Here is a 26,696-nt window from a genome sequence, read left to right as displayed (position 1 = left end):
CGATCAAGCTGGCACGGCTTCCCGCAGCCGCTTCCAATAGATCAGTGTCCCCGTCAGACCGCCATGCGGCTTGAGCGCGTAGTCCGGGATGAGGCCGGTCAGCGTAAAGCCCAGCCGTTCGTAGAAGCCGGCCGCGCCTTCTTCCTCGGCGGTGTCGAGTACCAATAGCCAGCGCCCGCGCGCAATCGCCATTCGCTCGGCCGCGTGCAACAGCGCGGTAGCGATGCCGCGCCGGCGGTGACTGAGGCGGGTCATCATCTTTGCGATCTCGGCGCGGTGCGGCTGGTTCGGCGGCAGATCGAGCAACAGGGTCACGGTCGCGACCAGACGCTCGCCGTCAAAGGCGCCGAGAACGATCCGATCGCCTCGGTCGGCCGAAGCAAGCGAGCTACGCCAGAATGCATCGGCTGTCTGCAATGGAAGCGGGTGCATGAAGCTGACCGAACCGCCATTCGCAACGGTTTCGACCAACATCTCACTGAGCATCGCGCAGGTCTCAGGCGAGGAATTCAGTGTCTTGATCTGGATGTCAGGCATGAATTATCGAATCCGGGTGAATGAAGAGCGGTTTCGCGGGTTCAGGTTCGATTCCTGGCTGCACGGGTGGCGCGCGCCTGCTTGATCGCTGCAATCCGTTCAACATCCTCGATCTGCAGGTGACGGCCGCGTTCGAGAATTTCCAGCGTGTATTCTTCGTAGGTGAGACCCAGCCGGTCGGCTTTCCGGATGCGAAACGCGACGATGCCGGGCGAAGGGTTTTTCCAGGCGGTGCGATGCGCCGCCTTCCAGTAGAAGTAATTTCCAATCCCGTCGTTGCCCCATTCAGGCGTGTGCTCTTCGTGGAGCGGCGGACCGCCATTGTGGCCCCTGGAAGCGGAACTTGCCGTGTCGGTCGGAGAACACCTGACTTCGCTCTCCGACATCGCCAGCTAGCTCCGGGCAAGGGCGACGATGTAGGTGCAAGGCGCGGCGCTCTCGTTGGCAAATGTCACTTCCGCCGGCGGACCGAATCCGAGGCAGTCGCCGGAACGGAGTTCGTGGCGCTCGCTGCCCTCGATCAGCACGAGCGCGCCCGACAACACCCACAGCGCCTGGCGGATGCGTGCGTAGGACGAGGCGGGTAGCGTCACGCGCCGCTTGGCCGGCATCTCGACCTTGATGATCTCGATGGGATGGTCGGGCCGGCTGAAGACCTGGCGGCGCAGATAACCGGTTTCGGGATCGCGCCACACCGGCTGGTCGGCAGCCCGCGAAAGACGCTCGCCCTGGCCTTCGGCTCGCAGCATCAGGCCGGCGAGGGTGAGGTCGAAGGCGCTGGCGAGCCGAACCAACACGACTGCGGTCGGGCTGACCTCCGCGCGCTCGATCTTGCTGATGGTGGCCTTGGAAACCCCGGAGCGCTCGGCGAGATCAGCCAGTGACCAGCCGCGGCTGTCGCGCTCGAGACGCAGGCGCCGGGCGAGCCGGGCGCTGAGATCGTCTACTAGAGTATCCATTCGTCCAGTATAGGAGAAATTTACGCAGGCTCAAGTCCGGATTCGGACGTGGACGAAAGCGGGAGGACGGCCTTGCTGCCGGCCCTGCGGCAATTATCTCCCGGTCAGCGGTTGGGGGTGACAATGCCCGGTCCGATCGTGTAACACCGCGCAACTTCAGGAAAACCCGTAAGCTCAATGGTGCAGCCGAAGTCCGGCGCCCTCGGCTTGTGGCGGAAGGTTTTGAGATGCAGACCGTCATCATCATCGTTCACCTCATGATCGTCGCCGTGCTGATCGGCGCGGTGCTGCTGCAGAAATCCGAAGGCGGCGGCCTCGGCATGGGCGGTGGCGCCGGCTTCATGTCGAGCCGCGGCACCGCCAACCTGTTGACGCGGACGACCGCCATTCTGGCGGGGCTGTTCTTCGTGACCAGCATGACCTTGGCCTGGATGGCCGGCGCCGATCGCAAGCCGGCATCGATCCTTGGCACCGCGCCGGCCACGCAGTCCCAGCCCGGCGCCGCGACGCCGATCACGCCGCCGACCTCTGGCGGCGGCGTTCTGGACACGCTGAAGAAAGTGGACGAGCAGCAGGGCCAGCCTGCGCCGTCGGCTCCGCAGGCGCCGCGTTCGCAATAAAGCAGGGCGGCCATGCAGGGCGGAAGTTCCCGACCTGCATCAGGACCTTCTGTCAATACTCTGATATCGCTTCAGATCTTCCGTCACCCACAGCCCGCCAGAATGTCCGCCCGCGGATCCGATTCGTTTGGCGAATCGAGCCAGTGGCCTTAAAGGTTGAATCCCATGGCGCGGTACATCTTCATCACCGGCGGCGTGGTTTCTTCGCTCGGCAAGGGTCTGGCTTCGGCGGCGCTCGGCGCCCTGCTGCAGGCCCGCGGCTACAAGGTCCGGCTCCGCAAGCTCGACCCCTATCTCAACCTCGATCCCGGAACGATGTCGCCGTATCAGCACGGTGAAGTATTCGTGACCGACGACGGCGCCGAGACCGATCTTGATCTCGGCCATTACGAGCGCTTCACCGGGCGACCGGCCACCAAGGCCGACAACATCACCACCGGGCGCATCTATCAGGACATCATCACCAAGGAGCGGCGCGGCGACTATCTCGGCGCGACCATCCAGGTGGTTCCGCACGTCACCAACGCGATCAAAGAATTCGTGCTTGCCGGCAACGATGAATATGATTTCGTGCTGGTCGAGATCGGCGGCACCGTTGGCGACATCGAGGGACTGCCGTTCTTCGAGGCGATCCGCCAGCTCAAGAACGAACTGCCGCGCGATCACGCGGTCTACATCCATTTGACGCTGCTGCCGTTCATCCCGAGCGCCGGCGAACTCAAGACCAAACCGACCCAGCATTCGGTCAAGGAGCTGCGTTCGATCGGTATCCAGCCGGACATCCTGCTCTGCCGCACCGACCGGCCGATTCCGAAGGAAGAGCGGCGCAAGCTCGGCCTGTTCTGCAACGTCCGCGAAAGCGCCGTGATCGAGGCGAGGGACGTCGACAACATCTACGCCGTGCCCGAGGCCTATCACGCCGCCGGCCTCGACGACGAGGTGCTGGCCGCGTTCGGCATCGTGCCGAAGATTCCCCCGGCGCTGCAGAGCTGGCACGTCATAAACGAGCGCGTGCGCAACCCCGAAGGCGCGGTGACCATTGCCATCGTCGGCAAGTACACCGGCATGAAGGACGCCTACAAATCGCTGATCGAGGCGCTGTCGCATGGCGGCATCGCCAACAAGGTGAAGGTCAATCTCGACTGGATCGAAAGCGAAGTGTTCGAGAACGAGGACCCGGCGCCGTTCCTCGAACACGTCAATGGCATTCTGGTGCCCGGCGGCTTCGGCCAGCGCGGCGCCGAGGGCAAGATCCGCGCGGCGCAGTTCGCGCGGGTTCGCGACGTGCCGTATTTCGGCATCTGCTTCGGGATGCAGATGGCGGTGATCGAGGCCGCGCGCAATCTCGTCGGCATCAAACAGGCCAATTCAACCGAGTTTGGCCCGACCAGCGAACCGCTGGTTGGTCTGATGACCGAATGGCTGCGCGGCAATGAACTGGAGAAGCGGTCGAAGTCCGGCGACCTCGGCGGCACCATGCGGCTTGGCGCGTATCCGGCGGCGCTCAAGCGCGGCAGCCGGGTGTCGGAAATTTATGGCGGCGCTACCGAGATATCCGAACGCCACCGCCACCGCTACGAGGTCAACACGGCGTACAAGGACCGGCTTGAGCAGCACGGCTTGCGTTTCTCTGGGCTGTCGCCCGACGGCGTGCTGCCGGAGATCGTCGAATACCAGGATCATCCCTGGTTCATCGGTGTGCAATTCCACCCCGAACTCAAGTCGCGCCCGTTCGAGCCGCATCCGTTGTTTGCCTCGTTCATTCAGGCCGCCGTGGTGCAGTCGCGGCTGGTGTAGGGCACACCTCCCGCGGCCCGCCTTCGATACGCCACTGCGCTGCTCATGAGTGAGGGCGTCCTAAGTCAAACCTTTGACGAGCGCGCCAATTGTTGCGACAAAGGGCTCCCGCGAAGCTGCAAGAACAATAATCAAAGGAGTGCCACCAATGATCATGGAAATGCGCGTCTATCGCTGTCTGCCGGGGCGGCTTCCGGCGCTGATGAAGCGGTTCGATACGCTGACGCTGAAATTGTGGGACAAGCACGGCATCAAGCAGGCCGGCTTCTTTACCACGCTGATCGGCACCTCCAATCAGGAGCTGACCTATTTCGTGGCGTGGGACTCGCTCGCCGATCGCGAAAAGAAGTGGGCCGCGTTTCAGAGCGATCCCGACTGGATCGCCGGCCGCGCCAGGAGCGAGGAGGACGGCCAGATCATCGACAACATCGTCAGCCAGCTATTGGTGCCCACCGCGTTCTCTTCGGTGAAGTAACCGGCGGCGCAACCCTGTTATTCAGGGTCTGAATAGGGTTGATCCTGGTGGTGCGGACCGGCATGGTCCGCACCAGGCACGAAGGAAAATCCCTTGAACGCGAAGCTCGACGCAGCGCCGGTGGTCTCGGTCGGTTCGGTCAGGTTCGGCAATCACCTGCCGATGTCGATCATCGCCGGTCCCTGCCAGCTTGAGAGTCGCGCGCATGCGCTCGAAGTGGCTGCCGCGCTGAAGGAGATCGCCGGCCGGCTCGGGATCGGCCTCGTCTACAAGACCTCGTTCGACAAGGCCAACCGCACCTCGGCCTCGGCCGCGCGCGGCATCGGACTAACGCAGGCGCTGCCGATTTTCGCCGAGATTCGTGCCTCGCTCGGATTGCCGGTGTTGACCGACGTGCATGAACCCGCGCAATGCGCCGAGGTCGCGCAGGCGGTGGACGTGCTGCAGATTCCGGCCTTCCTGTGCCGGCAAACGGATCTGCTGGTCGCCGCGGCCGCGACCGGCAAGGTCGTCAACGTCAAGAAGGGCCAGTTTCTTGCGCCCTGGGACATGGCCAACGTCGTCGCCAAGATCACCGCAAAAGGCAATCCGAACGTTCTGGTAACCGAGCGCGGCGCGTCGTTCGGCTACAACATGCTGGTGTCCGACATGCGAGCATTGCCGATCCTGGCGCGCACGACCGGCGCCCCCGTCATCTTCGACGCCACCCATTCGGTGCAGCAGCCGGGCGGGAAGGGTGACTCGTCGGGCGGGGAGCGCGAATTCGTGTCGGTGCTGGCGCGGGCGGCGGTTGCGGTTGGCGTGGCCGGCATGTTCATCGAGACCCACCCCGATCCCGATCGCGCGCCGTCGGACGGACCCAACATGGTGCCGCTGCGCGAGTTCGAAGCATTGGTGAAGATGCTGATGGAGTTCGACGCGCTGTCCAAGCGCGGAACACGGCCATGAGCCGGCCCTCGCGGTGACCGCATCCAGCCGCATGCCGCCGGCGCTCAACATCATTGCGCTGGCGACCTTTTCCGCAAGCCTGTCGGCCCGCGCGCTCGATCCGGTGCTGCCGCACGTGGCTACTGATTTTTCTGTCAGCATCGCCACCGCCGCCGGCTTCGCCGCCGTCTTCGCCTTCACCTTCGCCATCGTCCAGCCGGTGCTCGGCGCCTTCGCCGACGTGTTCGGCAAGGCCCGCCTGATGGTCGCCTGCCTGGTGCTGCTCGGCCTTGCAAATATCCTCGGCGCGCTGGCGACCTCATTCGAGATGTTGTTCGTCAGCCGCATTCTCGCCGGCATCGGCTCGGGCGGCGTGTTTCCGATCGCGCTCGGGCTGACCAGCGACCTGATCGGTCCCGAGAAGCGCCAGATCGCGATCGGCCGCACGCTGGCCGGCGCCATGACCGGAAATCTGCTGGGCGCGTCGGCCTCCGGGCTGATCGGCGATCTTCTCGGCTGGCGCGGCGTGCTCGCGGTGCTCGGCGTGATCGTCGTGCTGGCCTCGGTCGCGGTGGCGTTCGGGTTTCGCGGCGCGGCGCTGAAGCGCCCGCCACGGACCACCCTGTCAGGCCTCCGGCAGGGTTACCGCACGATCTTCAGCAACCCGAATGCCCGCATCTGCTACGCTGCGGTATTCATTGAAGGCTGCTGCGTGCTCGGATTGTTTCCCTTCGTCGCTGCCTTCCTGTTCGACCTCGGCGAAAAATCGCTGTCGATCGCCGGCATTGTCATTGCCGGCTTCGCGGTCGGCGGGCTGATCTACACCATGACTGTGTCGCGCTTTCTCCCCCGAATCGGCGTCAACGGTATGATGATCGCGGGCGCCGCGCTGGTCGGCCTGCAACTTGTCGCGGTCGCGATGGGACCCGGATGGAAACTGCAAACCCTCAGCCTGATCTTCATGGGCTGGGGTTTCTATATGATGCACGGCTGCCTGCAGGTGTTCGCCAGCGAATTGTCGGCGGAAGCGCGCGCCACCGCGCTGTCGCTGCATTCGTTCTTTTTCTTCATGGGCCAGACCGTCGGCCCGATCGCCTACGGCTTTGGCATCCAGCATGCCGGCAAGGTCCCGACCCTGCTGACGGCGGCTGCCGTGATGGTCGTGCTGGGATTCGTCTGCGCCAGGCTGCTGCGTCAGACGCGGCCGGCGGACGAGGCGGCGAGGGCGGGGTAGCGTTAGCCCCGTCCACGATAGGGCGCGACGCCCTGCTCGGGCACCCACATGCCCTTCGGCAACCTGCCGGTCTGCCAGAACACGTCGATCGGGATGCCGCCGCGCGGATACCAGTAGCCGCCGATGCGCAAGAATTTCGGCTTGATCTCGGTTGCGATCCGCTTGCCGATCATCACCGTGCAATCCTCGTGGAAGGCGCCGTGGTTGCGAAAACTCGCGACAAAAAGCTTGAGGGATTTCGATTCCAGCAGCCACCGGCCGGGGACGTAGTCGATCACCAGATGCGCGAAGTCCGGCTGGCCGGTGACGGGACAAAGCGAGGTAAATTCCGGCGCGGTGAACCGAACCACGTAATCGGTATCGCTCTGCGGGTTGGGCACCCGGTCGAGTTTTGCCTGGTCGGGGCGATCGGGCCATTCCACGGCTTGGCCAAGCTGCAGGCCGGATGACTTCAAGGCGGACCCGGCCGATCGGGGTAGCTTGCGGGGTTTCTCAGGCATAAAGGTCTCCGTTTCCGCGGTATTAGCCAATTGCTGCATCAACGTCACGCCGCGCGCCGGCCTTTTCCGCTTCAAAGCGTTGCTGTAGAAGCGGCCAACCCTCCGATCCCCGACAATTCCCCATGAGGCCCCCATGACCGCCATCGTCGACATCATCGGCCGCGAGATTCTCGACAGCCGCGGCAATCCCACCGTTGAGGTCGACGTGGTGCTGGAGGACGGCTCGATCGGCCGCGCGGCGGTGCCCTCGGGCGCCTCCACCGGCGCCCATGAGGCGGTCGAGCTTCGGGACGGCGACAAGAAGCGCTATCTCGGCAAGGGCGTGAAAAAGGCGGTCGATGCCGTCAACGGCGAAATCTTTGAGGCACTGAGCGACCAGTCCGTCGAGGAGCAGGTCCAGATCGACCAGATCATGATCGATCTCGACGGCACGCCGAACAAGAGCCGGCTCGGCGCCAACGCCATCCTCGGCGTCTCGCTCGCCTGCGCCAGGGCGGCGGCTGAATCCTTCGACATGCCTCTTTATCGCTATGTCGGCGGCACCTCGGCGCGAACGCTGCCGGTGCCGATGATGAACATCATCAATGGCGGCGCGCATGCCGATAACCCGATCGACTTCCAGGAGTTCATGATCCTGCCGGTTGGGGCTTCGAGCTTCGCCGAAGCGCTGCGCTGCGGCTCGGAGATATTCCACACGTTGCGGGGCGAGTTGAAGAAGGCCGGCCACAACACCAATGTCGGCGACGAGGGCGGTTTCGCGCCGAACCTGCCGTCGGCGGATGCCGCCCTCGATTTCGTGGTCAGCGCAATTGGAAAGGCCGGCTACAAGGCGGGCCATGACGTCATGCTCGGGCTCGATTGCGCGGCGACCGAGTTCTTCAAGGACGGCGCTTACGTCTATGGCGGCGAGAACAAGACTCGCTCGCGCTCCGAGCAGGCGAAATACCTCGCCGATCTGGTCGCGCGCTATCCGATCGTCTCGATCGAGGACGGCATGTCCGAGGATGACATGGCGGGCTGGAAGGAACTGACCGACCTGATCGGCGGCAAGTGCCAGCTGGTCGGCGACGACCTGTTCGTCACCAACGTCACGCGCCTTGCCGACGGCATCAGGAACGGCCGCGCCAACTCGATCCTGATCAAGGTCAACCAGATAGGCACGCTGACCGAGACGCTCGCCGCCGTGGAGATGGCGCACAAGGCCGGCTATACTTCGGTGATGTCGCACCGTTCCGGCGAGACCGAGGACTCCACCATCGCCGATCTCGCGGTCGCCACCAATTGCGGCCAGATCAAAACCGGATCGCTGGCGCGCTCCGACCGCACCGCCAAGTACAACCAGCTTCTGCGCATCGAACAGCAACTCGGCACGCAGGCGAAATACGCCGGCAAGGACGTGTTCAAGGCGTTGGCGTGACGTTCCGGCGCATCCGGACATCAAGATGATAAAAACGGGAGGACCGCGATGAGTGACGGCAAGACCGGGCTGCAACTGCGCTCGCTGCTCAAGAAGAGCGGCGAACTCGAATTGTCGCTGGTGAATGTCCCGACCCCGGAGCCGGCCGACGACGAGGTCGTGGTCCGCATCGAGGCGACGCCGATCAACCCCTCCGATCTCGGGCTGCTGATCGGCCCGGCAGACGTGTCGACCGCCAGGGTATCGGGAAGCAAGGACGCGCCTGTTGTGACGGCAAAGATGCCGGAAGCCGCCATGCGCCTGATGGGCGGTCGGCTCGACCAGTCGCTGCCGGTCGGCAACGAGGGCGCCGGCGTCGTGATCCGGACCGGATCCTCCGACGCCGCCAAGGCGTTGCTGGGCAAGAACGTGTCGATGATCGGCGGCGCGATGTACGCGCAGTACCGTACGGTGAAGGTGAGGGACGTCATGGAACTGCCGCCCGGAACCACGCCGGCCGATGGCGCGTCATGGTTCGTCAATCCGCTGACCGCGCTCGGCATGACCGAGACCATGCGGCGCGAGGGCCACAAGGCGCTGGTGCATACCGCGGCCGCCTCCAATCTCGGCCAGATGCTCAACAAGATCTGCCTCAAGGACGGCATCGGGCTCGTCAACATCGTGCGCAGCAAGGAGCAGGCCGACCTCTTGCGCAAGATCGGCGCCAAACATGTCGTCGACTCCACCGCGCCCAGCTTCATGGATGATCTCACCGCCGCGCTGGTGGAGACCGGCGCCACCATCGCCTTCGACGCTATCGGCGGCGGCAAGCTCGCGGGCCAAATCCTCACCTGCATGGAGATCGCGGCCAACAAGACCGCGAAGGAATACAGCCGCTACGGCTCCAACGTGTACAAGCAGGTCTATATCTACGGCAGCCTCGACAACCGTCCGACCGAGTTGAGCCGGACGTTCGGATTGACCTGGGGCGTCGGCGGCTGGTTGCTGACGCCGTTCCTGCAGAAGATCGGCCCGGCCGAGATCGGCAAGCTGCGCCAGCGCGTCGCTTCCGAACTCAAGACCACCTTTGCCAGCCATTACACGCAAGTGGTGTCGCTGCAGGAGGCACTGCAGCTTTCCAACATCGCCGTCTACAACAAGCGTTCCACCGGCGAGAAATTCCTCATCAACCCGAACAAGGGCTGAAAAGCAGGCCGGGCCCCATGCACCGCTAGGCACCGGCCGCCCGAATAGAGGCGGCCGGCTCCGCCTCGCCGCAAGCGGGGTCGACCGGCGTTCTCACAAAGCCGTCACCGCGACTTGCATGCACTTGCATCTTTCTGCCGATCTGGCGTAAGGCAGGCAAGCGTTCAGCTCAGGAGGGAAATCCAATGGCCACCCACACCATCGTCACGATCGTAGGCTCGCTGCGCAAGGAGAGTTTCTCGCTCAAGATCGCTAACGCGCTGGCCCGGTTGGCGCCTTCATCGCTGAAACTCGACGTCACCACGCTCGGCGGTATTTCCTTCTTCAACCAGGATCTGGAAGCCGCACCCCCGGCGGACTGGCTGGCGTTCCGCGAAAAGCTGCAGAAGTCGAGCGGCGTGCTGTTCGTGACCCCGGAGTATAACCGCTCGATCCCCGGCGTCCTGAAGAACGCCATCGACGTCGCGTCGCGCCCCTACGGCAAGAGCTCGTTCCTCGGCAAGCCGATCGGCGTTGTCAGCAACTCGCCGGGCCCGCTCGGTGGCGTCAGCGCGGCCAAGCATCTGCAGAACATCCTGCCGGGCATTGCCGGTCCGATCCTGGGCCAGCCGGAAATATACCTGAACGGCGTCGGCGATGCCTTTGACGACAAGGGCGTGCTCACCAAGGAATCGCTGCAGAAGGTCCTGCAGCAATACATCGACGCCTTCGCGGCCTTCATCGACAAGCAGAACCGCTAGCTCGTCATTGCGAGGAGCGAAGCGACGAAGCAATCCAGCCCATTATTCTGACGCACGATGGATTGCTTCGCTTCGCTCGCAATGACGGCGCTGAAGGTGAGCTGCTCGATACTGGCCTTCTTAGGATTTCGTTAATTCAACCGTCGCATTCTGGGCGGCATGGTCTCCCGCCCCCGACTGAAATCGCTGCTGACCGGGCTCGCCCTCTACACGATGGCGGCGATGATGGTCGGCTATTTCGGCGTCAATGCCTATACCGGAAAATACGGATTGAACGCGCGCCAGGAACTCGATCAGGAAATCATCGCGCTGACTTCGGAGCTGGCGCGGCTGAAGCGAGAGCGGGCGCAGGTCGAGCAACGGGTGTCGCTGCTTCGGTCGGACCGTGTCGACCCCGATTTGCTCGACGAGCGCGCGCGCTTTCAGCTCGACTACGCCCATCCGCGCGATCTGATCCGGCCGCTCAATTCGCGCTGAACGAACGGCGTGAGATTCGCGCCCGTCGTCATGACCCGGTGCGCAAATTTCAAAAACCGGCGGATTCAATTTCGAAAGTGTCGCCGCGTTGCACTGCGGCATAGCATTATTTTCCTAAGCGCAGGCAATCCTTTCACGGCGGTTTGAGTTGGGATAGAGAGGGCTGACCGCCTCACTCATTCGGAATCGCCATGGCCGTACTCAGGAAAACCGTCGAAAAGGAATCAACGCCAAAGGCAAGCCGATCCCCTCCGGATTTCACCAAAGCGCAGGAACTGGCCGCGTTCCGGGACATGCTGCTGATCCGGCGCTTCGAGGAAAAGGCCGGCCAACTCTACGGCATGGGTGCGATCGGCGGCTTCTGCCACCTCTATATCGGCCAGGAGGCGGTGGTGGTGGGGATGCAGATGGCCTTGAAACCGGGCGATCAGGTGATCACCGGATATCGCGACCACGGCCACATGCTGGCATGCGGCATGGAAGCCAACGGCGTGATGGCTGAACTTACCGGCCGCCGTGGCGGCTATTCCAAGGGCAAGGGCGGCTCCATGCACATGTTCAGCATGGAGAAGAATTTTTTCGGCGGCCACGGCATTGTCGGCGCCCAGGTGTCGCTCGGAACCGGTCTCGCCTTTGCCAATCGCTACCGCGGCAATGATTTCGTCAGCATTGCCTATTTCGGCGACGGCGCCTCCAACCAGGGCCAGGTCTACGAGAGCTTCAACATGGCGTCACTCTGGAAGCTGCCGGTGGTCTATGTGATCGAGAACAACCGTTACGCCATGGGTACGTCGGTGACGCGCTCGTCCGCGCAGACTGATTTTTCCAGGCGCGGTATCTCCTTTGACATTCCGGGCGAGCAAGTTGACGGCATGGATGTCCGTGCCGTGAAAGCCGCCGGCGACGAGGCGGTGGCCTGGTGCCGCGCCGGCAACGGACCTTTCATCCTGGAAATGCAGACCTACCGCTACCGCGGCCACTCGATGTCGGATCCCGCCAAGTACCGGACCCGCGAGGAGGTCGAGAAGATCCGCCACGATCAGGACCCGATCGAGCAGGTCCGCAACCGCTTGCTCGCGGCCAAGGTCAGCGAGCAGGAACTGAAAGCCATCGACGCCGAGGTGCGCGAGATCGTCAATGCGTCGGCGGATTTTGCCCAGCGTGATCCCGAGCCCGATCCTTCCGAGCTCTGGACTGATGTCTATCGTTGAATTTTACTGCACGCGGCGAAATGAGCGCAGAACAAACTGAAGAGTGATTTCGGGAGCCGATATGCCCATTCAAGTCCTGATGCCTGCGCTGTCGCCGACGATGGAAAAGGGTAATCTTGCGAAATGGCTGAAGAAGGAAGGCGAGGCGATCAAGTCCGGCGATGTCATCGCCGAGATCGAGACCGACAAGGCGACGATGGAAGTCGAGGCGACCGATGAGGGCACGCTCGGCAGGATATTGATCCCCGAAGGCACCGCCGACGTCGCCGTCAATACGCCGATCGCGACCATCCTGTCCGACGGCGAGAGCGCCGCCGATCTCGGCAAGGCGAGCGCGCCGCCGCCCAACGTCGCCCGCGAAGCGGCGCAGTCGCGTTCGCCAGTCGGCGAGGGCAGGCCGATGATTTCGGCGCCGGCGACTCCGTCGGCGCCCGCCGCCGTGGCCGAGCGCGATCCGGAAGTTCCGGCGGGCACCGAGATGGTGACCATGACCATCCGCGAGGCGCTGCGCGATGCGATGGCCGAGGAGATGCGTCGCGATCCCGATGTCTTCGTCATGGGTGAGGAGGTCGCGGAATATCAGGGCGCCTACAAGGTCACGCAGGGCCTGCTGCAGGAATTCGGAGCCCGCCGCGTGATCGATACGCCGATCACCGAGCACGGCTTTGCCGGCGTCGGCGTTGGTGCGGCGATGTCGGGACTGAAGCCGATCGTCGAATTCATGACCTTCAACTTCGCCATGCAGGCGATCGACCAGATCATCAATTCCGCGGCCAAGACGCTGTACATGTCGGGCGGCCAGATGGGCTGTTCGATCGTGTTTCGCGGACCGAACGGCGCAGCCGCCCGCGTTGCCGCCCAACACAGCCAGGATTATTCGGCCTGGTATTCGCAGATTCCCGGGCTGAAGGTGATCGCGCCGTTCTCGGCCGCCGACCACAAGGGGCTGCTGAAGGCGGCGATCCGCGATCCCAACCCGATCATTTTCCTGGAGAACGAAGTCCTGTACGGGCAGAGCGGCGAGGTCCCGAAGCTTGACGACTACCTGATCCCGATCGGCAAGGCGCGGATCGTTCGCACCGGCGGGCACGTCACCCTGATCTCGTGGTCGCACGGCATGACCTACGCGCTGAAGGCCGCCGACGAACTGGCAAAGGAAGGCATCGAGGCCGAGGTCATTGACCTGCGCACGCTGCGCCCGATGGACACCGAAACCATCGTGGCCTCGGTGAAGAAGACCGGCCGCGCGGTGACGGTGGAAGAGGGCTGGCAGCAGAGCGGCGTCGGCGCCGAGATCGCCGCCCGCATCATGGAGCAGGCCTTCGATTACCTCGACGCGCCGGTTGCGCGGGTGTCCGGCAAGGACGTGCCGATGCCCTATGCGGCGAACCTCGAAAAGCTCGCTTTGCCCAACGTGGCCGAGGTGGTCGCGGCCGCCAAAGCCGTCGCATATCGGTAAGCGCATGGCCGGTCCCAACCAGCAGCCACTGCCACCTGACGTCATTGGCCGCGAGGACGCCACGGAGGTGTTGCGGGCGTTCGTGGTCGATGGCGGGCTCTCGATCGCCTTCCAGCGCGCCTTCGAGGATCCTGAAATGTGGGGTCTGCTCCTGGTCGATATCGCCCGCCATGCCGCCCGCGTCTATGCGCGCGAGAGCGGCTATACCGAGGACGAGGCGCTGACGCGCATCGTCGATATGTTCGACGCCGAAATCAACCGGCCGACCGATATCGGCTCTACCACGTCGCGTTCGCAACAGGGTCACTGACAATGCCGATCAACATCTTGATGCCCGCGCTGTCGCCCACGATGGAGAAGGGCAACCTTGCCAAGTGGCTCAAGAAAGAGGGCGACAAGGTCAAATCCGGCGACGTGATCGCCGAGATCGAGACCGACAAGGCGACGATGGAAGTCGAGGCGGTTGACGAGGGGACTATCGCGAAAATCCTGGTGCCAGAGGGCACCCAGGATGTGCCGGTCAACGATATCATCGCGGTCATGGCGGGCGACGGCGAGGACGTGAGGGCGGCGGGAACCGGCGCGGCATCCTCGCCCAAGGCCGCTGAAAAGCCTGCTGCAAGCGCTCCCGCAGCCCCGGCGGCGAAGCCTGCCGCCGCGGCGCCGGCATTAGCCCCCGTTGCGCCAGCGGCCGCGCTCGCCAACGGCCACGCGCGCGTCTTCTCGTCGCCGCTCGCTCGTAGGCTCGCCAGGGACGCCGGCATCGAACTCATCCGTATCGCCGGTTCCGGTCCGCACGGCCGCGTCATTGCCCGCGACGTCGAGGGCGCCAAGTCCGGCAAGGGCCTCAAGGCGCCGGCCGCGGCGTCAGCAGCCGGCCCCGGCATCGCGCCGATGGGCGCGGTTCCCCCCGGGATGTCCGACAAGCAGATTCTGGCGCTGTTCGAGCAGGGCTCTTACGAAATCGTGCCGCATGATGGGATGCGCCGCACGATCGCCCAGCGCCTGACGGCGTCGGTGCAGACGGTGCCGCACTTCTACCTGACGATGGATTGCGACGTCGGCAAGCTCCTGGCCGCACGTGAGGAGATCAACGCCGCGGCGCCCACGGACAAGGAAAAGAAGCCGCTCTACAAGCTCTCGGTCAACGACTTCGTCATCAAGGCGATGGCGATCGCGCTGCAGCGGGTGCCCGATTGCAATGTGAGCTGGACCGAAGCCGGCATGCTCAAGCACCGGCATTCCGACATCGGCGTGGCGGTGGCGATGCCCGGCGGCCTGATCACGCCGATCATCCGCAAGGCCGAAACCAAGACGCTATCCACCATCTCGGCGGAGATGAAGGATTTCGCCGCGCGGGCGCGCGCGCGCAAGCTGAAGCCGGAGGAGTATCAGGGCGGCACCACGGCGGTGTCCAACCTCGGCATGTACGGCATCAAGGACTTTACGGCGGTGATCAACCCGCCGCACGCCACCATACTCGCGGTCGGCGTCAGCGAGGAGCGCGCGGTGGCGCGCGCTGGCAGGGTCGAGGCCGCCCAGATCATGAGCGTGACGCTGTCCTGCGACCACCGCGCGGTCGATGGCGCGCTCGGGGCGGAGTTGATCCGCGCGTTCAAGTTGCTGGTCGAAAATCCCGTGATGATGATGGCTTGACCATTGCATGCCGTCATTGCGAGTGCAGCCAAGAATCCATCGCACGTCCAGCCGGTGGATCGGGTTGTCGCATCCGTGCAAGATTGCTCTTGCAATGAACCAGTACCGATGACCGTACGATGACAGCGAGCGCATGACATGACCGATACATCCTTCGACGTCATCATCATCGGCTCCGGCCCCGGCGGCTACGTCACCGCGATCCGAGCCGCCCAGCTCGGATTCAAAACCGCCATCGTCGAGAAATCCTACCTCGGCGGCATCTGCCTGAACTGGGGCTGCATCCCGACCAAGGCGCTGTTGCGCTCGGCCGAGATCTACCACTACATGCAGCACGCCGGGGATTACGGGCTCTCCGCCGAGAAGGTGTCGTTCGACCCCAAAGCGGTGGTGGCGCGCTCGCGCGGCGTCTCAAAGCGCCTCAATGACGGCGTCGGCTTCCTGATGAAGAAGAACAAGGTGACGGTGATCTGGGGCGAGGCCGCGATCGACGCGCCCGGCAAGGTCACCGTGAAGAAGTCCGCCGCCGAGGCGCCGAAGGGCGCGCTGGGCGAGGGCGCGTATCAGGCCAAACACATCATCATCGCGACCGGCGCGCGGCCGCGGGTGCTGCCGGGGCTGGAGCCCGACAAGAAACTGGTCTGGACCTATTTCGAGGCGATGGTGCCGGACCGGATGCCGAAATCGCTGCTGGTGGTTGGTTCCGGCGCGATCGGCATCGAGTTCGCCTCGTTCTTCAAGACCATGGGCGCCGACGTCACCGTGGTCGAGGTGCTGCCGCAGATACTCCCGGTCGAGGACGCCGAGATCGCCGGCCTCGCGCGCAAGCGGTTCGAAAAGCAAGGCATCAAGATCCTCAGCAACACCAAGGTCACCAAGCTGGAGAAGAAGGCCGACAGCGTGGTCGCCACCATCGACGACGGCAAGAAGCCGCAGGCGGTCGAGTTCGAGCGGGTGATCTCCGCGGTCGGCGTGGTCGGCAATATCGAAGGACTTGGGCTGGAGAAGCTCGGCGTCAAGACCGACCGCGGCTGCGTCGTGATCGACGGCTACGGCAAGACCAATATCCCCGGCATCTACGCCATCGGCGACGTTGCGGGCCCGCCGATGCTCGCCCACAAGGCCGAGCATGAGGGCGTGATCTGCATCGAGGCGATCAAGGGGCTGCATCCGCACGCCATGGACAGGAATCTCATTCCCGGCTGCACCTATTGCAACCCGCAGATCGCTTCCGTCGGTCTGACCGAGGCGAGGGCGAAGGAGGGCGGCCGCGAGATCCGCGTCGGCCGCTTCCCGTTCGTCGGCAACGGCAAGGCGATCGCGCTTGGCGAGGACCAGGGCCTGGTCAAGGTGATCTTCGACAAGAAGACCGGTCAACTGCTCGGCGCGCACATGATCGGCGCTGAAGTCACCGAGTTGATCCAGGGCTACGTGGTCGCCATGAACCTGGAGACCACCGAGGAAGAGCTGATGCACACGGTGTTCCCGCATCCGACCCTGTCCGAGATGATGAAGGAAGCCGTGCTGGACGCCTATGGACGCGTGCTCAACGTGTGAGGCATGATCGCTTTGTCGATGCTGAAACCTATGTGAGGGAGTACGAGATGCGAAGGATACTACTGTCGGCGCTCATGCTGTTGGCATTCGGCGGCGCGGCCATGGCGCAGGGCTTTCCATCGCGCCCCCTCACGATCATCGTGCCGTTCGCCGCCGGCGGTCCCTCGGATGTGATGGCGCGTATTCTCGCCGAGCGGATGAAGGTTACGCTTGGCGAGCAGATCCTGGTCGAGAACGTGACCGGAGCCGCCGGTTCGGTGGCGGTCGGTCGCGCGGCGCGCGCGCCGGCCGACGGCCATACCATCAGCTTCGGCCATCTCGGCACCCACGTCGCCAACGGCGCGATCTACAAGCTGGGCTACGACCTCGTCACCGATCTCGAACCGGTGGCGTTGCTGCCGAGCAATCCGATGATCATCGTCAGCAAGAACGCGGTGCCCGCGAAATCGCTGCAGGAATTTCTCACCTGGTTGAAGGCGCAGCCGACGCCGCCGACTGCGGGCACCGCGGGCGCCGGCTCCGGAAGCCACATCGCCGGGCTCTATTTCGAGAACATCACCGGCATCAAGCTGCAGTATGTGCCCTATCGCGGCACCGGCCCCGCGATGAACGATCTGGTGTCCGGGCAGATCGATCTGATCGTCGACCAGACCTCGAACTCGATCGGGCAGGTGCGTGCCGGCAACATCCGCGCCTACGCCATCACCGACAGCAAGCGGGTAGATTCCGCGCCCGACATTCCGACCGTGGACGAGGCGGGATTGCCGGGATTCCACATGACACTGTGGTCGGGTCTTTGGGTGCCCAAGGGGACGCCCGGCGGCGTGGTCGCAAAGCTCAACGCCGCGGCGGTGGAAGCCCTCAACGATTCCGCGGTGCGCAGGCAACTGGAGAATCTCGGCCTGCAGATGCCGCCCAAGGAGAAGCTCTCGCCCGAGGCGCTCGGGGCCTGGCAAAAGGCGGAGATTGCGAAGTGGTGGCCGATGATCAAGGCCGCCAACGTGCGGGTCGACTAATCGAGCGCGCCAAAAAGGGTTGCCTTCGCGCCACGATTGTTGCGTGACCGCAACAGTGTCAGATCATTTGGCTCCCCTGGTGCCCGGTTGAGCCCCGCGCCGCTTTTTGGCCACACCCCTCCATGATTCATTAGGCCTCGCACGCGGAAGCCAAAGCGCGCGACGGCGAAGGGAAATCTCCCCGCAACCGACAAGCACGATGGCTGGGAAACAGGTTCGGGAATGGACGCCAAGACCCCCCTCCAGAAGAGGCTGCCGAGCCGGCACGTGACGGAAGGGCCCGAGCGGGCGCCCCACCGGTCCTATCTGTACGCGATGGGCCTGACCACCCAGCAGATCCACCAGCCATTCGTCGGCGTAGCTTCGTGCTGGAATGAGGCCGCGCCCTGCAACATTTCGCTGATGCGCCAGGCGCAGGCGGTCAAGAAGGGGGTGGCGTCCGCCGGAGGCACCCCGCGCGAGTTCTGCACCATCACCGTCACCGACGGTATCGCCATGGGCCATGACGGCATGCGCTCGTCGCTGCCCTCTCGCGAATGCATCGCCGATTCGGTCGAACTGACGATCCGCGGCCACGCCTATGACGCGCTGGTCGGGCTTGCCGGCTGCGACAAGTCGCTGCCGGGCATGATGATGGCGATGGTCCGGCTCAACGTGCCCTCGATTTTCATCTATGGCGGCTCGATATTGCCCGGCAATTTTCGTGGCCAGCAGGTCACGGTTCAGGACATGTTCGAGGCCGTCGGCAAGCACTCGGTCGGCGAAATGTCGGACGCCGATCTCGACGAAATCGAGCGGGTGGCTTGCCCGTCGGCCGGCGCTTGCGGCGCACAATTCACCGCCAACACCATGGCCACGGTTTCCGAAGCGATCGGGCTGGCGCTGCCCTATTCCGCTGGCGCGCCGGCGCCTTACGAAATCCGTGACGCGTTTTGCACTGCCGCCGGCGAAAAGGTGATGGAGCTGATCGCCTCCAATATCCGGCCGCGCGACATCGTCACCCGACGCGCGCTGGAAAACGCCGCTGCCGTGGTCGCGGCATCCGGCGGATCGACCAACGCTGCGCTGCACCTGCCCGCGATCGCCCATGAATGCGGAATCAAGTTCGACCTGTTCGACGTCGCCGAAATCTTCAAAAAGACTCCTTATGTCGCGGATTTGAAGCCGGGGGGCCGTTATGTTGCCAAAGACATGTTTGAAGTTGGCGGCATACCGCTTCTGATGAAGACGCTGCTCGACAACGGCTTCCTGCACGGGGATTGCATGACCGTGACGGGCCGGACGATCGCCGAAAACCTCAAGAGCGTGAAATGGAATCCGCACCAGGATGTGGTGCGGCCTGCTGACAAACCGATCACCGTCACGGGCGGCGTCGTCGGCTTGAAGGGCAATCTCGCGCCGGAGGGGGCGATCGTGAAGGTCGCGGGCATGTCGAAGCTGAAATTCACCGGTCCCGCGCGCTGCTTCGATCGCGAGGAGGACGCCTTCGAGTCGGTCCAGAAGAAAACCTACAAAGAGGGCGAGGTCATCGTGATCCGCTACGAGGGGCCGCGGGGCGGTCCCGGGATGCGGGAAATGCTTTCCACCACGGCGGCGCTGACCGGGCAGGGGATGGGCGGCAAGGTTGCCCTTATCACCGATGGCCGTTTCTCCGGCGCCACCCGCGGGTTCTGCATCGGTCATGTCGGGCCGGAGGCGGCGGTGGGAGGTCCGATTGCATTGTTGCAGGATGGCGACATTATCGAAATCGACGCCGAAGTCGGGACACTTAACGTAAAGTTGACCGAAGCTGAACTCACCCAGCGTCGAACCAAATGGAAGCCCCGGGAGACCAACCACGCGTCGGGTGCGCTGTGGAAGTATGCCCAACAGGTTGGGCCAGCGGTGGATGGGGCTGTCACCCATCCAGGCGGTGCGCACGAGAAGCAGTGCTATGCGGATATCTAGGCGTATCATTCTTGCGTTGATGCTGGGGGCCGCGCCGGTGGCGGGTTCCGGAATCGCGCTTGACGCCATCCCGGGCAAGCCCGATGCCGGGTTGGCGGTCACCCAGCCTGCTGCGCCGGCGCTCCCGTCTCAAGGTCTCACCGCCCAGGCCCTCAAGAAGTCGGCCGCGACGTCGGCGGCTGCGCCCTCGCTGAACTCGCTGCAGTATGCCGCCGAGGGCGGCCATCCCGTGGCGCAGTGGAAGCTTGGGCGGATGTACGCCGACGGCGATGGCGTCATCCAGGACGATCTGCGCGCCTTTGAGTACTTCAGCCGCATCGCGAACGCGCATGCCGAGGACAGCCCGTCGGCGCCGCAGGCGACCATCGTCGCCAATGCCTTCGTGGCGCTGGGACGCTACTATCTCAATGGCATTCCCAATTCCAAGATCAAGGCGGACACCGAGCGGGCGCGGGAGATGTTCTCCTATGCGGCGTCCTATTTCGGCAATGCAGACGCCCAATATGACCTGGCGCGGCTGTATCTGAAGACCCCGGACGCCTCGCGGGACGATTTCCGTTACGGTGCGCGCTGGCTCGGCCTGGCCGCCCAGAAGGGCCAGCACCAGGCGCAGGCGATGCTCGGCCAGATGTTGTTCAATGGCGACCGGTTGCCGCGCCAGGCGGCGCGCGGCCTGATGTGGCTGACGCTCGCGCGCGACAATGCGGCGCCCGACGAGACCTGGATCCGCGAAAGCTACAACCGGGCGATCGCCAGGGCGTCCGACGACGACCGCGCCACCGCGCTGCAGATGCTCGAGCATTGGGTGCAGGGCCGCAAGAATTGACGTTCGCCGTCGCTGAAGTGAAGGTGGGCACTTTTTCGCTTTACCCGCCTGACGACTGCAGCCGCTACGTCTTCGCCAGATCGAAATCCGCCCAAACCGGCACATGGTCCGAGGGCTTTTCCCAGCCGCGCACATAGCTGTCGATGCCGACCCGGATCAGGCGGTCGCTGGCCTGCGGCGACAGCAGCAGATGGTCGATCCGGATCCCCCAGTTCTTCTGCCAGGCGCCGGCCTGGTAGTCCCAGAACGTGTATTGGCCGGGCGCGTCGGTGACGGCGCGCAGGGCGTCGGTCAGCCCCAGGCCAAGCAGCGACTGATAGGCCTCGCGGGTTTCGGTCCTGAACAGCGCGTCGTTGGCCCAGGCGGCGGGGTTGTAGACGTCCTCCGCCGCCGGAATGACGTTGAAGTCGCCCGCCAGCACCAGCGGCTCCTCCGCCTTCATACGCTCGCGCGCGTAGTCACGAAGGCGTGACATCCACCGCAGCTTGTAGGGATATTTGTCCGTATCCGGAGGGTTGCCATTGGGCAGGTAAAGGCAGGCTACCCGCATCACGCCATGTTTCAGGGTGACGACACCTTCGAGGAAACGGGCGTGGGCGTCCTCATCCTCGCCGGCAAGGCCTGACTTGGTCTCGTCGAACGGCAGTTTTGACAACAGCGCCACGCCGTTAAAGGTCTTCTGGCCGTGGGTCGCGACGTTGTAGCCCAGCGCCTCGATTTCCAGCCGCGGGAAGGCTTCGTCCACGCACTTGATTTCCTGCAGGCAGGCGATGTCGGGCGAGCAGTCCTTCAGCCAGCTGAGCAGGTGGTCGATCCGCTGTCGGACCGAGTTGACGTTCCACGTCGCAATACGCATCAAATTTGACCTGGATGGTTACCGCACATTTTGGTGACTGTGGCATACCATGCGCTGTGAGGCTGTGGTAACTATCTCAAAACAAGGCGCAAAAATCGCCGTTCGGGGCAGGATCGAACCGTCCCGATCCCAAAGGGGATCGGCGAGCGTGGAACTCATGAAAAAGCGTACCTTGATCCTCCTGGCCGGAATCATCGCCATCGCGGCGGCGGCTGGATTCATCACCCGCTCGTCGTGGATGGGCGGTAGCAGCAGCGCCCAGGGGCCACAGCGCCCGCGCGTGGTTTCGGTCGAACTGGCCAGCGCCGAACGCAAATCCGTCCCCGTCGACGTCGATGCGATCGGAACGGTGACGCCGATTTCCAGCGTGGCGCTGAAATCGCGGCTGGAAACCACCATCCTGGCCGTGCACTTCGAGGACGGCGCCAGGGTCAACGAGGGCGACTTGCTGTTCACGCTCGACAGCCGCCAGCTCGAGGCCCAGATCGAACAGGCCGAGGGTATCCTCGCCAGGGACCAGGCGCAATTCGAGGGCGCGCAGCGCGACCTTCGCCGCTACAACGATCTCGTCGCCAAGGGCGCCACCACGCAGGTCAATGTCGACAATGCGCGCACCCAGTCCGACATCCTGACCGGCGCCATCAAGGCCAATCAGGCCGCGCTCGAGAATCTCAAAGTGCAGAAGAGCTATACCATGATCCGCGCGCCGTTTTCGGGACGGATCAGCGTCGCCAATGTGAAGGTCGGAAACTTCGTTCGTCCGGCCGACACCACGCCGCTGGCGGTCATCAACCAGATGGCTCCTGTCTATGTGACGTTCGCGGTGCCGCAGCGCGTCCTGGTCGATCTCAGGGAGTCGATGGCCAAGGGGGTCTCCCGCGTGACCGCCACCATTCCGGGCCATTCGCGTTCCGAGACCGGCAGGGTAGCCATGGTCGACAACACCGTCGATGCGAGCACCGGCATGGTCACGGTGCGCGGCGTCATGGACAACGCCAATGAGACGCTGTGGCCGGGAACGCTGGTCTCGACCAAGCTCGTGATCCGCAGCGAGGATTCGATCGTGGTGCCGACGGTGGCCGTGCAGCGCAGCCAGAGCGGCAATTTCGTATTCGTGGTCAAGGACGGCACGGCCAGGGTTCAGCCGGTCAAGGTCGACCGTACTTCTCAGGGCATGTCGGTGATTTCGGAGGGGCTCGCCGGCAACGAAAGCGTCGTCGTCGACGGCCAGTTGCTGCTGTCAGACGGGTCGCGGGTCGAGCCGCGCAGCAAAAAGGCCGGAGCCTGACCGATGACGCTGTCCGAACTCTGCATCCGCCGGCCGGTCATGACCACGCTGATCACGGCCTCGATCATCGCGTTCGGCGTTTTCGCGTTCCGCCTGCTGCCGGTATCGGCGCTGCCGCGCGTCGACTTCCCGACCATTGCGGTGAACGCGACCTTGCCGGGCGCCAGCGCCGACACCATGGCGGCTTCGGTTGCCGGCGTCATCGAGCGTCAGCTCTCGACCATCGCCGGCATCTCCTCGATGTCCTCGAGCTCGTCGCAGGGCAGCAGTGTCATCACCATCCAGTTCGATCTCAACCGCAACATCGACGCCGCCGCGCTGGACGTGCAGACCGCGCTCACGATCGCGCAGCGCCGCTTGCCGGTCGAGATGATTACCCCGCCGAGTTTCCGCAAAGTGAACCCGGCCGACTTCCCGGTGCTGTTCGTGGTGTTGGGCTCCTCGACGCTACCGCTTTCGGCGGTCAACGAGTATGGCGACATCACCATCGGCCAGGCGCTGTCGCAGATTCCGGGCGTCGCCCAGGTCAGCGTCTACGGAGCGCAGAAATTCGCCATTCGCGTCCAGGCCGATCCGGAAGCCGCCGCCGCGCGCGGCCTGTCGCTCGAGGACATCCGCACCGCGGTCGCTCGCGCCAATTCCTCGACCCCGGTCGGCACGCTGAACGGTCCGAAACAGGACGTCGCCCTGCAGGCCTCCGGCCAGATGGACAAGGCGATCGATTATCGCCAGATCGTGGTGGCCTGGCGCAACGGCTCGCCGGTCAAGCTCGACGAGGTGGCGAGAATCTACGACAGTGTCGAGAACGAGCGCATCGCCAGCTGGTTTAACGGCAACCGCTCCATCGTGCTGGGGATCCAGAAGCAGCCGGACGCCAACACCGTGGCGGTGGTCGACGCCATCCGGGCCAAATTGCCGGTGCTGCGGGCGCAGATCCCGCCGTCGGTTTCGATCAACATGCTGATGGACCGCTCGATCTCGATTCGCCAGGCGGTGGCCGACGTCCAGGAAACGCTGCTAATCGCGATCGGGCTCGTCATCCTCGTGATTTTCCTGTTTCTGCGCTCGGCGTCCGCGACCTTCATCCCGGCGCTGGCGGTTCCGATTTCCCTGCTCGGCACCTGCGCGGTGATGTACGCGCTCGATTATTCCATCAACAACATGACGCTGCTGGCGCTGACGCTATCGGTCGGCTTCGTGGTCGACGACGCCATCGTCATGCTGGAGAACATCGTCCGCCACATCGAGCGCGGCATGCGCCCGTTCGAGGCCGCGTTGAAGGGCGCGCGCGAGATCGGCTTCACCATCATTTCTATCACCTTCTCGCTGATTGCCGTGTTCATTCCGGTGTTGTTGATGGGCGGCGTCGTCGGCCGCGTGTTCCGCGAATTCGCGGTCACGGTGTCGATCGCGATCGTGGTTTCCGGGTTCGTGTCGCTGACGCTGACGCCGATGCTCTGCGCGCGGATGCTGCGGGCGCACGACCCCAACAAAAAGCCCAACATCGTACTTCGCGCCTTTGAGCGGGTGTTTGATTCCTGGCTGCGCGCCTATGAATGGACGCTCGACTGGGTGCTGGCGCGCAAGCGGCTGATGCTGATGGTTACGCTGGCGACGCTCGGCGGCACCATCTACCTCTACATGATCGTGCCGAAGGGCTTCTTTCCGCAGGAGGATACCGGTTTCCTGATCGGCGTCACCGAGGCTGCCACCGACACTTCCTTTGATGCAATGAGGGAGCGGCAGCAGGCGCTGGTCGATGTGCTCAAGTCAGATCCGGCGATCGAGTATATCAACTCCACCGTCGGCGCCGGCGGGCCCAACACCACCGCCAACTACGGCCGCCTGTTCATCGCGCTGAAGCCGAAGAAGGAACGCGACAACCTCACCGCGATCATCGGGCGGCTGCGCGCCAAGGCGCGGCAGGTTCCGGGGATGCAGGCGTTCTTCCAGCCGATCCAGAACCTCAATATCGGCGGCCGGATTTCCAAGAGCCAGTACCAGTATGTGATGCAGAGCGGCGACACCGAAGCGCTGTACCGGGTGGCGCCGGAGATGCGTGACAGGATCGAGAAGCTGCCGGGCCTGCTCGACGTCACCACCGACCTCTACATCAAGAACCCGCAGCTGACGGTCGATATCGACCGGGAAAAGGCTGCGGTCTACGGCATCACCGTCGATCAGGTCCGCAACCAGCTCTACAACGCCTATGGCTCGCGCCAGATCGGCACCATTTACACGCCCTCGAACGACTACCAGATCATCCTGGAAGTGCAGCCGCAGTTCCGCGTCGATCCGTCGGACCTTTCGCGGCTATACTTGAAGACCCAGAACAACCAGACCATTCCGCTGTCGGCGGTGGCGAGGCTGGTTCCGTCCGTCGGTCCGCTGCAGATCAATCACCAGGCACAGCAACCCGCGGTGACGATTTCCTTCAACCTCGCGCCCGGTCAGTCACTGGGCTACGCGGTCGACAAGATCACCGAACTGGAGCGGAACTCGAACCTGCCGGCAACTATTGCCACCGGCTTCTCCGGAACGGCCCAGGTGTTTCAGGAGTCGTTGCGTGGGCAGGGCGTCCTGATCCTCGCCGCGGTGTTCGCCGCCTTCGTCATCCTCGGCATTCTCTACGAGAGCTTCATCCATCCCATCACCATCATTTCGGGGCTGCCCTCGGCCGGCATCGGCGCGATCCTGACCCTGATGCTGTTCGGGATGGAGATGTCGGTCATCGCCATGATCGGGATCGTGATGCTGGTCGGCATCGTCAAGAAGAACGCCATCATGATGGTGGACTTCGCGCTCGATCGCCGCCGCGTCGGCCTCAGCGCCGAGCACGCGATCCGCGAAGCGGCGCTGTTGCGTTTCCGTCCGATCATGATGACGACCTTTGCCGCGATCTTCGGCACCCTGCCGATCGCGCTCGGCACCGGCGCCGGCGCCGAACTGCGCCAGCCGCTTGGCATCGCCGTGGTCGGCGGCCTGATCCTGTCGCAGCTGCTGACGCTCTACATCACGCCTGTCGTCTACATCTATCTCGACCGCTTCGACCGCCGGCTGCGGCGCAAGCTCGAACCGCAGGAGCAGACCGACGAGGCCGAGCGGCCGCGCGTCGTCGCCGCCGAATGACGATGTACGGGCGCGCGGTGCGGTTGACGGCGCGGTGCACCGGCATTCTCGTCGCGCTGGCGGGGACGGCCGGGACCATTGGCCCGGCCGTTGCGCAGCAGCCGATCGAGATCTTCGACGCCCACCTCCACTACAATTGGGAGCCGAAACCCCATTACAACGTCGAGGAGGTGCTGGCGCTGTTCCGGAAGCACCGCGTCACCGGCATCCTCGCCACCAGCCGCCCGAACACCGGCACCCATGCGCTGATGGATGCGAAGCCGCCCGGCCTGCAGATTGTCCCCTTCATCCGGCCCTACCGGGTCCGCGCCGACATCCAGACCTGGTTCGGCGACCCCTTCATTTTCGATCTGGTGCAGGACGAGTTCAAGCGCGGCTATTACCGCGGCATCGGCGAGTTTCACATCTCGGGCAAGGCGGCGGAAAACGACTGGGTCAGGAAAACCGTCGATTTCGCGGTTCAGCACGATCTCTATCTGCACGCCCATGCCGACGACTCCGCCGTCGAAATCCTGATGCGGCACAATCCGCGCGCCCGCATCATCTGGGCCCATACCGGCTTCGGCCTTTCGACCGACCGCGTCGCGGAGATGCTCGCGAAATACCCGAAGCTCTGGGGCGAGCTATCCTACCGCGGCGGCATCGTCGATGGCGGCGGAAAGCTGACGGCGGAATGGCGAGCCCTGTTCGAGCGCCACCCCGACCGCTTCCTGATCGGCTCCGACACCTGGATCAACGAGCGCTGGGAAAGCTACGGCGAGATCATCGCCGGCTACCGCGCCTGGCTCGCGCAACTGCCACCAAAGATCGCCGCGCAGATCGCGCACGGCAATGCGAAGGCGTTGTTCGGCGCGGGGCGCTAACCTCCAGGCCATCGGCTGCG

The 26,696-nt window shown here is 64.2% G+C and carries 25 protein-coding genes; 20 read left to right on the top strand and 5 right to left on the bottom strand.

Annotation, left to right across the window (positions count from 1 at the left end; all coding sequences use genetic code 11):
• Positions 1-3 precede the first annotated feature (3 nt).
• Genes Q0D31_RS00685 through Q0D31_RS00675 form a run of 3 tightly spaced genes read right to left on the bottom strand, consistent with a single transcriptional unit; the run spans position 4 to position 1,496 of the window.
• Entirely contained in the window at positions 4-537 is a 534-nt protein-coding gene (locus Q0D31_RS00685) for a GNAT family N-acetyltransferase (protein ID WP_291842259.1), read from the bottom strand.
• 41 nt (positions 538-578) lie between these two features.
• Positions 579-923, bottom strand: a complete 345-nt coding sequence (locus Q0D31_RS00680) for a hypothetical protein (protein ID WP_291842256.1) — start codon at positions 921-923, stop codon at positions 579-581.
• A 6-nt stretch (positions 924-929) separates the two neighbouring features.
• Positions 930-1,496, bottom strand: coding sequence for an XRE family transcriptional regulator (locus tag Q0D31_RS00675; RefSeq protein ID WP_291842254.1), 567 nt, complete (start codon positions 1,494-1,496; stop codon positions 930-932).
• 227 nt (positions 1,497-1,723) lie between these two features.
• Here Q0D31_RS00675 and secG point away from each other — a divergent pair, with 227 nt between their 5' ends.
• From secG to Q0D31_RS00650, 5 genes are all read left to right on the top strand, one after another.
• On the top strand, positions 1,724-2,116 hold the full coding sequence (secG, locus tag Q0D31_RS00670; protein WP_291842252.1) for a preprotein translocase subunit SecG: 393 nt from the start codon (positions 1,724-1,726) through the stop codon (positions 2,114-2,116).
• A gap of 165 nt (positions 2,117-2,281) precedes the next feature.
• Complete coding sequence (locus Q0D31_RS00665; protein WP_291842250.1) at positions 2,282-3,913, top strand: CTP synthase; 1,632 nt, start codon at positions 2,282-2,284, stop codon at positions 3,911-3,913.
• A 148-nt stretch (positions 3,914-4,061) separates the two neighbouring features.
• Entirely contained in the window at positions 4,062-4,388 is a 327-nt protein-coding gene (locus Q0D31_RS00660; protein WP_291842248.1) for an NIPSNAP family protein, read from the top strand.
• A gap of 93 nt (positions 4,389-4,481) precedes the next feature.
• The gene (gene kdsA / locus Q0D31_RS00655; protein WP_291842245.1) at positions 4,482-5,336 is read left to right on the top strand and encodes a 3-deoxy-8-phosphooctulonate synthase; all 855 of its coding nucleotides are present in this window, start codon (positions 4,482-4,484) and stop codon (positions 5,334-5,336) included.
• A 31-nt stretch (positions 5,337-5,367) separates the two neighbouring features.
• Positions 5,368-6,549: an MFS transporter gene (locus Q0D31_RS00650; protein ID WP_291846622.1), complete on the top strand. Its 1,182-nt coding sequence runs from the start codon at positions 5,368-5,370 to the stop codon at positions 6,547-6,549.
• A 2-nt stretch (positions 6,550-6,551) separates the two neighbouring features.
• Here Q0D31_RS00650 and queF read toward each other — a convergent pair whose 3' ends face one another.
• Positions 6,552-7,049, bottom strand: a complete 498-nt coding sequence (gene queF / locus Q0D31_RS00645) for a preQ(1) synthase (RefSeq protein WP_291842243.1) — start codon at positions 7,047-7,049, stop codon at positions 6,552-6,554.
• Between the two features lie 133 nt (positions 7,050-7,182).
• Between queF and eno the strand changes: the two genes are divergently transcribed.
• The 12 genes from eno to Q0D31_RS00585 all read left to right on the top strand — a co-directional run bounded on the left by eno (position 7,183) and on the right by Q0D31_RS00585 (position 20,540).
• The gene (gene eno / locus Q0D31_RS00640) at positions 7,183-8,466 is read left to right on the top strand and encodes a phosphopyruvate hydratase (protein ID WP_291842241.1); all 1,284 of its coding nucleotides are present in this window, start codon (positions 7,183-7,185) and stop codon (positions 8,464-8,466) included.
• A gap of 48 nt (positions 8,467-8,514) precedes the next feature.
• Positions 8,515-9,651: a zinc-binding dehydrogenase gene (locus Q0D31_RS00635; protein ID WP_291842238.1), complete on the top strand. Its 1,137-nt coding sequence runs from the start codon at positions 8,515-8,517 to the stop codon at positions 9,649-9,651.
• 185 nt (positions 9,652-9,836) lie between these two features.
• Positions 9,837-10,391, top strand: a complete 555-nt coding sequence (locus Q0D31_RS00630) for an NADPH-dependent FMN reductase (protein WP_291842236.1) — start codon at positions 9,837-9,839, stop codon at positions 10,389-10,391.
• 159 nt (positions 10,392-10,550) lie between these two features.
• Entirely contained in the window at positions 10,551-10,868 is a 318-nt protein-coding gene (locus Q0D31_RS00625) for a septum formation initiator family protein (RefSeq protein ID WP_291842234.1), read from the top strand.
• A gap of 191 nt (positions 10,869-11,059) precedes the next feature.
• Positions 11,060-12,079 carry a pyruvate dehydrogenase (acetyl-transferring) E1 component subunit alpha gene (gene pdhA, locus Q0D31_RS00620; RefSeq protein ID WP_291842232.1) on the top strand — a complete coding sequence of 340 codons (1,020 nt, stop codon included), beginning with the start codon at positions 11,060-11,062 and terminating at the stop codon, positions 12,077-12,079.
• A 61-nt stretch (positions 12,080-12,140) separates the two neighbouring features.
• Positions 12,141-13,538 carry a pyruvate dehydrogenase complex E1 component subunit beta gene (locus Q0D31_RS00615; protein ID WP_291842229.1) on the top strand — a complete coding sequence of 466 codons (1,398 nt, stop codon included), beginning with the start codon at positions 12,141-12,143 and terminating at the stop codon, positions 13,536-13,538.
• Positions 13,539-13,542: 4 nt separating this feature from the next.
• The gene (locus tag Q0D31_RS00610; RefSeq protein ID WP_291842227.1) at positions 13,543-13,848 is read left to right on the top strand and encodes a DUF5076 domain-containing protein; all 306 of its coding nucleotides are present in this window, start codon (positions 13,543-13,545) and stop codon (positions 13,846-13,848) included.
• Between the two features lie 2 nt (positions 13,849-13,850).
• Positions 13,851-15,194, top strand: coding sequence for a pyruvate dehydrogenase complex dihydrolipoamide acetyltransferase (locus tag Q0D31_RS00605; protein ID WP_291842225.1), 1,344 nt, complete (start codon positions 13,851-13,853; stop codon positions 15,192-15,194).
• A 138-nt stretch (positions 15,195-15,332) separates the two neighbouring features.
• Complete coding sequence (gene lpdA / locus Q0D31_RS00600) at positions 15,333-16,751, top strand: dihydrolipoyl dehydrogenase (RefSeq protein WP_291842223.1); 1,419 nt, start codon at positions 15,333-15,335, stop codon at positions 16,749-16,751.
• Positions 16,752-16,798: 47 nt separating this feature from the next.
• Positions 16,799-17,767 carry a tripartite tricarboxylate transporter substrate binding protein BugD gene (locus tag Q0D31_RS00595; protein WP_291842222.1) on the top strand — a complete coding sequence of 323 codons (969 nt, stop codon included), beginning with the start codon at positions 16,799-16,801 and terminating at the stop codon, positions 17,765-17,767.
• A gap of 222 nt (positions 17,768-17,989) precedes the next feature.
• Complete coding sequence (gene ilvD, locus Q0D31_RS00590) at positions 17,990-19,714, top strand: dihydroxy-acid dehydratase (protein ID WP_291842220.1); 1,725 nt, start codon at positions 17,990-17,992, stop codon at positions 19,712-19,714.
• On the top strand, positions 19,701-20,540 hold the full coding sequence (locus tag Q0D31_RS00585; RefSeq protein ID WP_291842218.1) for a tetratricopeptide repeat protein: 840 nt from the start codon (positions 19,701-19,703) through the stop codon (positions 20,538-20,540). Before ilvD ends, Q0D31_RS00585 begins: the two co-directional genes overlap by 14 nt.
• A 64-nt stretch (positions 20,541-20,604) precedes the next feature.
• On the opposite strand, the gene xth is transcribed toward Q0D31_RS00585, so the two are convergent.
• On the bottom strand, positions 20,605-21,396 hold the full coding sequence (gene xth, locus Q0D31_RS00580; RefSeq protein WP_291842216.1) for an exodeoxyribonuclease III: 792 nt from the start codon (positions 21,394-21,396) through the stop codon (positions 20,605-20,607).
• Positions 21,397-21,553: 157 nt separating this feature from the next.
• On the opposite strand from xth, the gene Q0D31_RS00575 reads away from it, so the two are divergent.
• The 3 genes from Q0D31_RS00575 to Q0D31_RS00565 are packed head-to-tail and all read left to right on the top strand — an operon-like array spanning position 21,554 to position 26,676.
• A complete protein-coding gene (locus Q0D31_RS00575; protein WP_291842214.1) occupies positions 21,554-22,684 on the top strand; it encodes an efflux RND transporter periplasmic adaptor subunit in 1,131 nt (376 codons plus the stop codon).
• A 3-nt stretch (positions 22,685-22,687) separates the two neighbouring features.
• Positions 22,688-25,813: an efflux RND transporter permease subunit gene (locus Q0D31_RS00570; protein WP_291842212.1), complete on the top strand. Its 3,126-nt coding sequence runs from the start codon at positions 22,688-22,690 to the stop codon at positions 25,811-25,813.
• Positions 25,810-26,676: an amidohydrolase family protein gene (locus tag Q0D31_RS00565; RefSeq protein WP_291842210.1), complete on the top strand. Its 867-nt coding sequence runs from the start codon at positions 25,810-25,812 to the stop codon at positions 26,674-26,676. The genes Q0D31_RS00570 and Q0D31_RS00565 overlap by 4 nt, the downstream gene beginning before the upstream one ends.
• The last annotated feature ends 20 nt before the right edge of the window (positions 26,677-26,696 follow it).

This window comes from Bradyrhizobium sp., assembly GCF_022844465.1.
GTDB lineage: Bacteria > Pseudomonadota > Alphaproteobacteria > Rhizobiales > Xanthobacteraceae > Bradyrhizobium.
The sequence above is the reverse complement of the archived record's forward strand: the minus strand, read 5'-3'. Positions and strand labels throughout refer to the sequence as shown.